Source organism: Sphingomonas sp. GW822-FHT03G08, from assembly GCF_058801135.1.
On record NZ_JBXAMZ010000002.1, the window covers coordinates 649,495 to 660,534 of the forward strand.

General features: G+C 68.0%; 10 protein-coding genes. 2 read left to right on the forward strand and 8 right to left on the reverse strand.

Features of this window, described 5'->3' with window-relative positions:
• The first annotated feature begins 96 nt into the window (after positions 1–96).
• A complete protein-coding gene (locus AC1RJ5_RS20340; protein ID WP_184168643.1) occupies positions 97–498 on the forward strand; it encodes a hypothetical protein in 402 nt (133 codons plus the stop codon).
• A 149-nt stretch (positions 499–647) separates the two neighbouring features.
• A complete protein-coding gene (locus tag AC1RJ5_RS20345; RefSeq protein ID WP_342251578.1) occupies positions 648–929 on the forward strand; it encodes a hypothetical protein in 282 nt (93 codons plus the stop codon).
• A gap of 308 nt (positions 930–1,237) precedes the next feature.
• On the opposite strand, the gene AC1RJ5_RS20350 is transcribed toward AC1RJ5_RS20345, so the two are convergent.
• The 8 genes from AC1RJ5_RS20350 to AC1RJ5_RS20385 all read right to left on the reverse strand — a co-directional run bounded on the left by AC1RJ5_RS20350 (position 1,238) and on the right by AC1RJ5_RS20385 (position 10,892).
• Positions 1,238–1,951, reverse strand: coding sequence for a flagellar hook assembly protein FlgD (locus tag AC1RJ5_RS20350; protein WP_269576141.1), 714 nt, complete (start codon positions 1,949–1,951; stop codon positions 1,238–1,240).
• Positions 1,952–1,963: 12 nt separating this feature from the next.
• Positions 1,964–3,406 carry a flagellar hook-length control protein FliK gene (locus tag AC1RJ5_RS20355; RefSeq protein WP_493115388.1) on the reverse strand — a complete coding sequence of 481 codons (1,443 nt, stop codon included), beginning with the start codon at positions 3,404–3,406 and terminating at the stop codon, positions 1,964–1,966.
• A gap of 75 nt (positions 3,407–3,481) precedes the next feature.
• Positions 3,482–5,563, reverse strand: a complete 2,082-nt coding sequence (gene flhA / locus AC1RJ5_RS20360; RefSeq protein ID WP_269576139.1) for a flagellar biosynthesis protein FlhA — start codon at positions 5,561–5,563, stop codon at positions 3,482–3,484.
• 37 nt (positions 5,564–5,600) lie between these two features.
• A complete protein-coding gene (locus AC1RJ5_RS20365) occupies positions 5,601–6,926 on the reverse strand; it encodes a sigma-54-dependent transcriptional regulator (protein ID WP_269576138.1) in 1,326 nt (441 codons plus the stop codon).
• Positions 6,927–6,943: 17 nt separating this feature from the next.
• Positions 6,944–7,297, reverse strand: coding sequence for a flagellar motor switch protein FliN (fliN, locus tag AC1RJ5_RS20370; RefSeq protein ID WP_269576137.1), 354 nt, complete (start codon positions 7,295–7,297; stop codon positions 6,944–6,946).
• Positions 7,298–7,307: 10 nt separating this feature from the next.
• Complete coding sequence (fliF, locus tag AC1RJ5_RS20375; protein ID WP_493115391.1) at positions 7,308–8,915, reverse strand: flagellar basal-body MS-ring/collar protein FliF; 1,608 nt, start codon at positions 8,913–8,915, stop codon at positions 7,308–7,310.
• Positions 8,916–9,182: 267 nt separating this feature from the next.
• Positions 9,183–9,845: a FliH/SctL family protein gene (locus AC1RJ5_RS20380; protein WP_184168635.1), complete on the reverse strand. Its 663-nt coding sequence runs from the start codon at positions 9,843–9,845 to the stop codon at positions 9,183–9,185.
• 12 nt (positions 9,846–9,857) lie between these two features.
• Complete coding sequence (locus tag AC1RJ5_RS20385; protein ID WP_184168634.1) at positions 9,858–10,892, reverse strand: flagellar motor switch protein FliG; 1,035 nt, start codon at positions 10,890–10,892, stop codon at positions 9,858–9,860.
• Positions 10,893–11,040 lie beyond the last annotated feature (148 nt).

The window sequence follows — 11,040 nt, forward strand, 5'->3', positions numbered from 1 at the left end:
GGCCTCCTTTTTTTGTGCCTGTTGGGTCGGTTTCGGCGCGTTCGCGCGTCTATAGTGGTTGACGCCTCTATAATGATCCTAAGAGGAGAATAGGTCTTGTTTCCCAGGATCAGAGAAATCACGGATGCGTTCGGCGGCCGCCTGCAGGTGAGCGTCGAGGAGCATCCTTCAGGGGCACTGGTGGTACTCGAGCGGCCCGACATGCTCGGCCGCCCGCGCGTGATGCTCGACGGCTACGGCGTGGACGTGCTCTCGGGTTATATCATGTCGGCGCGCCTCGCCGTGCCGGATACGCTGCCCGACGAGCATATCGACGGCGTCTTCGCCACGCGTTTCCGCCTCGGCCTGGATCCCTGCGCGGCGCTTGCACTCACGCAGTCGAGCGGCCCGGCCCTCGATATTCCCGCGCCGTTCTGGGATCGGCTCTATGCAGAGCTCTGCCTGGTCGCGGCGCATGCACGCGAACTCGGCCGGCGCGCCGAAGCGCGTGTCCATTGATTCCGCAAAAACACATACGGGCTTGCCCGTACTACGCCCGGGGCCGCGTTTGCTGCATCTAGGGTACAAATTCCACACGAACGGGTCAGGGGTGACAAATGGGCGTTGGTGAATTGGCGTTTGGTACAGGGGTTTCCGCCAGCTACACGGTGACGCTTTCGTTGACGGTGGAGGACGCCCGCACGCTGTGGGCAGCCGCTGCCGAGCGGGCGCTGGCTGCACCGGGGATGACGCTGGCGGACGTGCTCGACACGATCGGGCCGCGCGAGGATCCGTCGATTGCGGATTGCATTGCTATGCTGACGGCGCCGGCGGCGCTGCCCGGCTGCACGCTGGACGGCTATGAGGTGCTGGACCCGGACATGGGTCTGGCTCCGGCACAGATCATCCAGCTGCCGACGCAGCCGCTGCTGCGCGCCGCGCTCGGCTGATCTTCCCGAACTTGTGAAACGGCAACGGGGTCCTTCGGGGCCCCGTTTTCGTATGTGCCGCCGATATCGGCGGGACGGTTGATATGCGGCTGATCAAGGGCCGTGCCGTCTGCGTCGGGCACAAAAAAGAGCGGCCCGGTGGAGGAGGAACCGGGCCGCTCTATTTTAAGCGAAAGGAAAACAGGGCGCCTGGGCGCCGGCAGAGAGGCGGACGGATCGCGAGGGGATTGATACGTCCGCCCGCCTCTCTTCTTTCATTATAGAGGCCGGGAAGGGGCCTCCCAAACGTACGTCCCTCAGGAATTCCCCTAGGCGCCGGTGTCGGTGCCAGTGTTGGTGTCGGTATTGGTGGCCGGGGCGGTGCCGATGCGGATGAGCTTGCTCGAATCCACTTCGTTGCCGTTCACCGTCACCAGGACTGCGCCGTTGGCGAGCTGGACGTCGTTGACCACGCCGATGCTGTGCACCGTGGTGTTGGTGATCTCGCCGCCCGAGGCGTCGAGTGCCTTGATCGACAGCGAATACTTGCCGGCGGGCGCCTCAGTGCCGGTCGAGGTCAGGCCGTCCCAGGCGAGCGTGCCCTGGTCGCCCTTCACTTCCACCGTGCGCGTATCAACCACCTTGCCCGAGGCATCGGTGATCGTCGCGACGATCGAGGTGGCGGTGCGCGGGGTCGTCCAGCTCCACTGCGCGGCCTGGGTGTCGCTCAGGCCCGAGACGGGCGAGTCCACCTCCACCGCGCGGCCGATCAGCGACGAAGCCTGAGTCAGGTTCTGCGTGCCGAGCGTCGACAGGATGTCCTTGAGCGTCGAGGTCTGCGCCATCGACTGCTCGACCTGCGAGTACTGCACCAGCTGCTGGGTGTACTGGCTGGTGTCCATCGGGCTCAGCGGATCCTGGTTCTGCATCTGCGTGGTCAGTAGCTTCAGGAACATCGTGAAGTCGGCGTTCAGCCCGGTGCTGTTCGCGGTCGCGGTGCTGTTGGTCGCAGCCGTGTTGGTCGTGTTGGTGACGGTAGTCATGCTGGTGCGCTCCTAGGCGAGGAGATCGACCTGCCCGTCGCCGCGGATGCTGCGATAGGCGGTGTCGTTGGTGTCAGTTTCGTCATTGCCGGCAAGCTGGTTGCCGGAGGCGTTCTGGCCCTGCTGCTGCTGCGACTGGGCGTTGCCGCCCTCGCTGCGGCTCTCGAAGCGGAAGCTCTGCGCGTCGGCGCGGATCCCTGCCTGGTCGAGCGAGCGGCCAAGGTCCGGCATGTCCTGGCGGAGCAGGTCGAGCGCATGGGCGCTTTCCGCGCGCACCGTGGCGTGCAGCTTGCCGCCGTTGTCGAACGACAGCGTCACCTCGACCTTGCCGAGATTGTCCGGGCTCAGGCGGACGCGCAGCGTATCCTCGCCGGCCTCGACCTTGCGGGCGATCTCGATGCCCATCTGCTGGCCGAGATGGCCGGGCCGGGCAACGACGACCGGCTCCGCTGCGACTGCCGCGGGAGCGGTCTGAGCGCGAGCCGGATCGGTGGCGGCATGCGTGGGTGCGGCATGCGACGGAGCGGCGTCCTGGCGCAGCGTGAACGCCGGCGCCTGGCCGCGCTCGTCGCCGCCGGCTGCATTGTCGTTCTTGCCCTGTTTGCCCGTGATGGCGGAGACCGCGCCCGAGGCCTTGTCGGCCACGGTTGCGGAATTGGCACCTGGCGTGTCGGAAGCAGCGGTGCGCGCGGCATCGGCCTTGCGGCCGCCGATCGTGACTTCGCCGATCTGGCGCGTGTCGGAGGGCTGCGGCTTCACCGCGACTTCCCCGCGTACCGGCGCCTGGACGATCGCGACTGCGGCCATGTCGCCGGCCAGGGGCGCGGCATCCGGCGTTGCGGCGGGATCGATCTCGCCTCGCTTCTCCGCACCGTCGGTCTGGCGCGAGCCGCGCTTGACCGGAATCTTCGGAGCATCGGCGGGCTGCTCGGCCTGGACTTCGACCTCCGCTTCGCCCCGCGGCTTGGCGGGTACGCCGGGCTCGGGCGCAGGCTCGGCGAGCACGGGCTTGGAACCGGCTGCGGGCTTGGCATCGACGATCGGCGCGGACGGCTTGTCACCGGTGGGAGCCGGGGCCGCAGGCTCCGCCGTTACCGGCACCGCAACGGGTACCGGCATCATGTCGGCTTCCGGCCGCGCCTCGGTGGGCAACTGCACCACCGGCGCGGTTGCAGTCGGGGCCGCAGCGTCAAGCGGGGCCTCGGGCATCGCCACGGGGGCACCTGCCGCCGGCGCCAGCGGCGCGGCGGTGGTGAGCAGTTGCGCCATGCTCAACGGCGTGGCGGGCGCAAGCGTGTCGTTCGCGGCGAGCGGCGGCGTGAGGCCGTTGGCCGGCGAAGCGGCGGGGTTCGCCGGCGCGCCGAGCAGCGCCGCGAAGCCGATGCCACCGGCTGCGGGAATGGCGCCTCCTGCGCCGAACAGACCCGTAGGAGACCCGATCGTGTTTATCTGCATTCAGGCGCCTCATGGGCGGGCATCTGGGCCCGCAATATTCCTTATAGGACGGTCTCGGCCACTAGGGTCGGGACCTCATCCAATTGTCCCGAGCGCACGGATGCGGGCGCGGGAATGGATCTCGTTCTGCGACAGCACGACGGTGGCCGGACGGACGCGCTCGATGATCGAGCGGACGAACGGGCGGATCGCCGGGCTGGTCAGCAGGCAGGGGATCTCGCCGTCCTGCGCCAGCCGGTCATAGGTCTCGCGGACGTGCTGGATGAACTTGTGCAGCGAGCTCGGCGCCATCGCCAGCTGGCGGTCGTCGCCCTGGCCCAGGATGCTCTCGGCGAACTCCTGGTCCCATTCGGGCGACAGGGTGACGACGGGGATCGCCTCGCCGCGGACCTGCGACGCGCTGATCTGGCGGGCCAGGCGCGAGCGGACATGCTCGGTCATCTGGGTCAGGTTGCTGGTCAGCGGCGCAGCCTCGGCGATGCCTTCCAGGATCGTCGGTACGTCGCGGATCGAGATGCCTTCGCTCAGCAGGTTCTGCAGGATGCGCTGCACGCTCGAGATCGAGACCTTGCTGGGCACGATGTCCGCAACCAGCTTCTCGGAGTCCTTGTGGACTTCGGTCAGCAGCTTCTGCGTCTCCGAATAGGAGAGCAGGTCGGCGATGTTGTCCTTCACCAGCTCGGTCAGGTGGGTGGTGATGATGGTACCGCACTCGACCACGGTCAGGCCGCGGAAGCCCGCCTCGTCGCGCAGCTCGCGATCGATCCACAGGGCGGGGAGGCCGAACACCGGTTCCGTGGTCGGCTCGCCGGGCAGGCCGGCCGGGCCGCCGCCGGGGTTGATCATGAGAAGCTTGTCGATGCGGATCTCGCCGCGGGCGGCCTCGGTTTCCTTGATCGTGATGACATATTCATTGGGCTTTAGGCCCATATTGTCGATGATCCGGACCGAGGGGAGGACGAAGCCGAAGTCGGTCGCCATCTGGCGGCGCAGCGCGCGGACCTGGTCGTCGAGGCGCGGCTCGCGCTCGGCCTCGTTGATCATCGGCAGCAGCGCATAGCCGATCTCGATGCGCACCGCGTCGATCGCCAGCGTCTGCGAGATCGGCTGCTCGACCACGGCGGCGGCGGCCTGCTCCTGCGCGACGGCGAGCTTCTCCATCGCGGTCTTGGCGGCGGCGTTCCTGCTCATCTTCCACGCGGCGAAGCCCGAGGCGGCCGAGAAGATGGCGAAGGGCAGGAAGGGCATGCCCGGCATGATCGCCAGCGCGCCCATCAGGAACGAGACCATCCCGAAGGCCTTCGGGTAGCGGCCCATCTGCTCGCTGAGCGCCGAGCCGGTCTTGCCCTTCACGCCGCCCTTGGAGACGAGCAGGCCCGCCGCGATCGAGATGATCAGCGCCGGGATCTGGCTGACCAGGCCGTCGCCGGCGGTCAGCACGGTATAGGTGTGGAACGCCTCGCCGATCGGCACGCCGTGCGAGACGACGCCGATCGTCAGGCCGACGACGATGTTGACCGCGGTGATCAGCAGGCCGGCGATCGCGTCGCCCTTCACGAACTTCGAGGCACCGTCCATCGCGCCGTAGAAGCCGCTCTCGGCTTCCACTTCGGCACGGCGGGCCTTGGCCTGGTCCTCGTTGATCATGCCGGCCGACAGGTCGGCGTCGATCGCCATCTGCTTGCCGGGCATCGAGTCCAGGCTGAAGCGCGCCGCGACTTCGGCGATGCGCCCGGCACCCTTGGTGATGACGACGAAGTTGATGACGATCAGGATGATGAAGATGGTGAGGCCGATGATGACCTCGCCGCCCATCAGGAACTCGCCGAATGCCCCGATCACGCCGCCGGCGGCGTCATGGCCTTCATGGCCGTGGGTGAGGATCAGGCGGGTCGAGGCGAGGTTGAGGCCGAGCCGCAGCATCGTCGCGACAAGCAGGATCGTCGGGAAGGCGCTGAGTTCCAGCGGCTTCTCGATGAACAGCGCCGTCATCAGGATCATCACCGAAACGGTGATCGACAGGGCGAGGCCCAGGTCGAGCAGCCAGCCCGGGATCGGCAGGATCAGCATCGCGATGATGGCGATCACGCCGACCGCGAGCGCCATGTCGCGGTTGGCGCCGATCCTCTGCATGAAGTTCACGATAACGGGAGGCATTCTGCTCTCACTTTATTTGGGGTCAGCGTGAAACGGCTCAGGCCGCGGGCGGCACGGCGATGCCGCCCTCGATGAAGGTGCGCAGCTTGTTGCGCATCGTGCGCACCGAGATGCCCAGGATGTTCGACGCCGAGGTGCGGTTGCCCTGGCAGCGCTCCAGCGTGCCGAGGATCAGCTCGCGCTCCACCTCTTCCACCGTGCGGCCGATCAGCCCGTTCACTTCGATGCGGCCATCGGCGACCGAGGGCAGCGACACGATCGCTTCCAGCGGCGAGCCGTCGGCGCGGGTCAGGTCCTCCGCCTCGATCTGCTGGCCATGGGCCAGCAGCGCGGCGCGGTGGATGCACTCGCGCAGCTCGCGGATGTTGCCCGGCCAGCCATAGGCGCGCAGCACCGCGATCGCCTGCAGCGAAAGCGGGCGGGCGGGCAGGCCGTCCGCCTGGGCGAACTCTTCCATGAAGTGTTCGGCCAGTCCGGCAATGTCATCGCCATGCTCGGTGAGCGGCGGCACCTCGATGCGGGCCAGGCTCAGGCGGACGAGCAGGTCCTCGCGGAAGCTGCCGGCTTCCACCGCCAGCTCCAGGTCCATGCTGGTCGAAGCGATCAGCCGTGCCTCGAAGGGCACGTCCTCTTCGCCGCCGAGACGGCGGAAGCGCTTCTCGATCAGCGCGGCGAGCAGCCGGGCCTGGGTGGCCGGGGCAAGCGCGCCGACTTCGCGCAGGAAGATCGTGCCGGTGCGGGCACCCTCGAGGCGACCGACGCGGCGTGCGGCGGCGCCCGGAAAGGCACCGGCCTCATGCCCGAACAGTTCGGATTCCAGCACATCGGCGGCAACGCCGGCGCATTCGACCGAGACGATCGGATCGGCACGGCCCGAAAGCCGGTGGATCTCGCGCGCCATCGTTTCCTTGCCGCTGCCCTTGCCGCCGCTCACCAGCACCGGCGAGCCGCTCGGGGCGACCGCGCCGGCCAGCGCCATGGCGCGTTCCAGCACCGGATGGCCGCCGATGCGCACCTGGCTCTGGCGCTCGACCACCGAAGCGATGGCGGCGGCGATCAGCTCGCGCTGCGGGGGCAGGGGAACATAGTCACGGGCGCCGGCACGGATAGCCGCCACCGCACGCTCGGCCGGGGCCGAGATGCCGCAGGCGAGGACCGGCACGACGAAACGCTCGGTGCGCAGGTCGCCCAGAAAGCCGACCACGTCTTCCAGCACGTCGATCATGACGAGATCGGCGCCCTGTTCGCGCAGCGTCTCCAGCGCGGGGGCGGGGGCGTCGGCCATGGTGACCTCCGCGCCGGCGCCCTGCGCCAGCTCCGCCGCCCGGCGGAACTCGCTGCCCGGCGCACCGATCAACAACATCCGGATGGGGCCCATGCTCAATTCTCGGCCCGCACGATCTCGGTGAGCGTGACGCCCAGCGCGTTGTCGATGAGGACGACTTCGCCGCGGGCGATCAGTCGATCGTTGACGAAGATGTCCACCGGCTCGCCGACGCGGCGGTCGAGCTCGACCACGGTGCCGGCACCCAGATGCAGCAGGTCGCCGATCGGCATGCGGGCACGGCCCAGCACTGCCTGCACCTTCACCGGCACGTCGTGCACGGCTTCCAGGCCCTCGACGCCACCCTGGTGGGTGTCAACGCCGCCATGGGTATCGAAGTCTTCGAACACCGGCGCGGGCTGGTCGGCCGCGGTATCGGTGGGGATGATGTCGTGGGGTTCGATGTCCATGGTCATAATCCTATGCGTTCATCCACTGGCGGATCACCGAGGCCGCTTCGGGCGGGCTGGCGGAGATCGCGTCCCCGATGCGCTTGAGCGCGGAGAGCTTGATGCGGCCGTCGACCTGGGCCAGCGCGATCTCCTGATCGAGCTGCGGCACGTCGGACTGGCTCATGTTTTCGAGCTGGGCCATCGCTTCGGTGTCGCCATCGGCGGCACGCTCGGCGAGCGCGAGCATCTCGGGCGAGTGCGTCGGCAGGGCAGGTGACGCCTCGGCGAATTCCAGCGCGGGTGCCGGCTTCGGCTTGAGCATGCGCAGCGCCACCAGGCCGACCACGCCGATCACCACCAGCTGGAGCAGGCTCCAGATCCGGTCCATCGGCAGCGACGACAGGAAGCTGCTCGTCGCGTCGGCGGGCGTGTCGTCGGTGTTGAACTTCATGCTCTCGACGACGACGCTGTCGCCACGCTGGGTGTCGGCACCCACGGCATTCTCGACCAGGCGCTGCAGGCGATCGATCTGCGGCTGGGCCAGGCCCTTATCGCCGCCATCCACCATCACCGCGACGCTCAGGCGCGTCACCTTGCCCGGGGTGCGGACGGTGACCGTCTTGGTCGAGCTGTTGTCGTAGGTCGTGTCTTCCGAAGTCTGGTTGCTGCCCGACTGGCGCGAGGCGCCCGGGGTGTTCGCCGCGCCCATCTGGGCGGCGGGCAGCTGGTTGCCGACCGAGGCAGTCTGCGGACCGGCATCGGTCTCGCGGTTCTGCTCGCCGGTCTCCACGCTCACCTGGCGCGAGATGACCTGCTTGTCCGGATCGAAGACGTTCGATTCCTCGCGCGACTGGTCACGGTCGATCTGGGCCGAGACTTCGGCGCGGACCTTGCCCTGGCCGACGATCGGCGCGAGCAGTGCTTCGATCTCGTCGCGCAGCTTGGCTTCGACGGCCTGCTGGCGCTCATCGGCGTCGCCGGCACTGGCGGTGCCGGGGTCGCCGGCACGGGCGAGCAGCGCGCCGGTCTGGTCGACGACCGAGACGGCGTCGGGCGAAAGCTCGGGGACCGAGGAGGAGACGAGGTAGCGGATCGAGGCGACGGTCTCGCTGGGGATGCGGCCGCGCGTCTTGACGGTGACCGCCGCGGTCGCCTTGCGGCTTTCCTCGGCGAACATCGCGCGCTCGGGCATCACGATATGGACGCGGGCGCCGGTGACGTTCTGGATCGTCTGGATCGACTTGGCGAGCTCGCCTTCGATCGCGCGCGTCTCGTTCATCTTGGCGCGGCTGGCGGAAACGCCGAAGGGCTGCTCTTCGTCGAGCACCTCATAGCCGATCTTGCCGCCCAGCTTCTCGCCGGCCAGGCTCATGCGGAGCTCGGCCAGCTTGTCCTGCGGCGCCATGATCGAGGTGCCGTCGGCCGAGAGCTGGAACTCGACATTCTGCGCCTTGAGCTTCTCGGTGATCGCCGAGGCGGCCGAGGGGTCAAGGTCGGTATAGAGGAAACCCATGCTCGGGTTCGAGCCGCGGGTAGCGACGAAGGCGAGGGCGGCGAGCAGCGCAAGCGCCACGCCTCCCATCAGCATCAGCCGCTTGGGCCCGATCTGGCCTACGAGATTTTTGATCGCTTCCAATGTCGCCCCGTGGGTGAGAACTGGTGGGGCGGATGCCCCTTGCGATCATTATAGAGGGGTGGGGGAGGCGGCAGTTTTTGCCGGGGGAAATTTTTGCCTAGTCGGTTGTGCCGGCTGGCTTTCCCCGAATCAAAAAACCCTCCCTGGAAGGGAGGGGCAGGGGTGGGTGGATGCTTGGCGATGCGGTTACGGCGCCGCATGAGGGTGCCGTAAAGCCTGGCCGCGACCCACCCCCGACCCCTCCCTTCCAGGGAGGGGAGATTTAGATCACGCCCCCTTCAGCAGCGTCTCGAGCTCGCCGAGCACCGCCGCGCGCCGCGCCGTGGCGTCGAGCGCCAGCCCGCCTTCTTCCCAGCCGATACGGGCATCGCCCACCGGGATGGTCTCGTCGGGCACCACGATCAGGTTGAGCTTGCGGCGGTCGCGCGACTGGCGGTCGGCGATGCGGCCCTCGATGTCGTCGAGCAGGTCGGGGTGGACGCGGATCTGCAGCTCGGTGCCGCGGGCGACCTGGCCCAGCGCGCGGCCGATCGCCTCGTCGATCGCGGCGCCCGGCGCCACTTCCAGCGCACGGCCGGCGATCAGCTCGGCGGCGGCGAGCGCCACTTCGGCGGCTTCGCCGGTCACGCGCTCGGAAACCTGGCCGAAGCGGGCGTCGATGCCCTCGATCCCGGCCTGCAGCGCATCTACGGCGCTCAGCAGCGCCACTTCGCGCTCGTTGCGCGCCTGGGCGAGCCCGGCCTCATAGCCCTGCGCCCGCGCCAGCGCGAGCGCCGACTCCTGCTCGGAGCGGAGCAGCGCCAGTTCGGCGCGCAGCGTCGCCACTTCGAGCGTGGCGTCGGGGCCGATCGGCGCACCCTTGCCCGGCGGGATCGCGAAGATCCGGTCGAAGCCGAAGCGCTCGACATTCACATGGGCGTGCATGCTCATCGTATCGGTTCCTTAGATGATCATCGCGTCGTCGGACTTGGGGTCGACGAGCAGGATCTCGCCGCGGTCCGCCAGGTCCTTCGCCAGGCGTACCAGCGCCGACTGGGCTTCTTCGCAATCGCGTGCGCGCACCGGGCCCATGCCCGCCATGTCCTCGCGCAGCAGCTTCGACGCACGCTCGGTCATCGCACCGAAGAACAGCGTCTTCAGGCTTTCCGGCGCACCCTTCAGGGCCAGCGCCATCTGGCGCTTGTCGGCGCTGCGGACGATCGCGGCGATCGCCGGCGGCAGCAGGTTGCCGAGGTCCTCGAAGGTGAACATGAGGGCGCGGATCCGCTCGGCGCTTTCCGGCGCCTTGTTGTCCAGCGCGTTGAGCATCGCTTCCTCGGTCGAGCGGTCGAGCGAGTTGAACAGCTCGGCCATCGCCTCGTGCGGATCGCGCTTCTGCGAGCGCGACAGGTTGGTCATGAACTCGCTCTTCAGCGTCTGCTCGACCTGGTTGATGACTTCCTTCTGCACCGTCTCCATGCGCAGCATGCGCATCACGACGTCGACCGAGAAGTCGCGCGGCAGCTCGGCCAGCACGCGGGCCGAATGGTCGGGGCGCAGCTTGGAGAGGATCACCGCCACGGTCTGCGGATATTCGTGCTTGAGCGCACCGGCGAGGACGCTTTCCGAGACGTTCGACAGCTTGTCCCACATCGTGCGGCCCGAGGGACCACGGATGTCCTCCATGATCTCCTTCACCTTCTCGGCAGGCAGTATGCCGGCGAGCAGGCGCTCGGTCGTCTCGTAGCTGCCGTGCATCGACGACATCGAGGCGATCTCGCTGGTGAACTGGACGAGCAGGTGCTCCACCACCGGGGCCGGAATCCGGCCCAGCCCGGCGATGCACGACGACAGCTCCTTCACCTCGTCGGTGGTCAGCTGTTCCCAGATCGGGGCGCCATGATCCTTGCCCAGGGCCAGCATCAGCGCGGCGGCGCGCTGCGGGCCAGTGAAACGCTTGAGTTCGGGCGGTTCGGCAATCGGCGCCATGACGGTCATGATTTTTCGTTTCCCTCGCGAAAAATTTGCGCCCGTACACACGGGTGGGGGCGGCTTTCCCTCTATTATAGGATCGAGGAAGCGAGGCGGAGCGCGATGACGGTTAATTTATCTGGTAGTCTGATCGGCTTAAGTATTCTGACGGGGT

Coding starts and splice junctions, on each gene's coding strand:
- AC1RJ5_RS20350 (WP_269576141.1), bottom strand. CDS start 1,951: ATGACTACCGTCACCAACACGACCAACACGGCTGCGACCAACAGCACC.
- AC1RJ5_RS20355 (WP_493115388.1), bottom strand. CDS start 3,406: ATGCAGATAAACACGATCGGGTCTCCTACGGGTCTGTTCGGCGCAGGA.
- flhA (WP_269576139.1), bottom strand. CDS start 5,563: ATGCCTCCCGTTATCGTGAACTTCATGCAGAGGATCGGCGCCAACCGC.
- AC1RJ5_RS20365 (WP_269576138.1), bottom strand. CDS start 6,926: ATGTTGTTGATCGGTGCGCCGGGCAGCGAGTTCCGCCGGGCGGCGGAG.
- fliN (WP_269576137.1), bottom strand. CDS start 7,297: ATGGACATCGAACCCCACGACATCATCCCCACCGATACCGCGGCCGAC.
- AC1RJ5_RS20380 (WP_184168635.1), bottom strand. CDS start 9,845: ATGAGCATGCACGCCCATGTGAATGTCGAGCGCTTCGGCTTCGACCGG.
- AC1RJ5_RS20385 (WP_184168634.1), bottom strand. CDS start 10,892: ATGACCGTCATGGCGCCGATTGCCGAACCGCCCGAACTCAAGCGTTTC.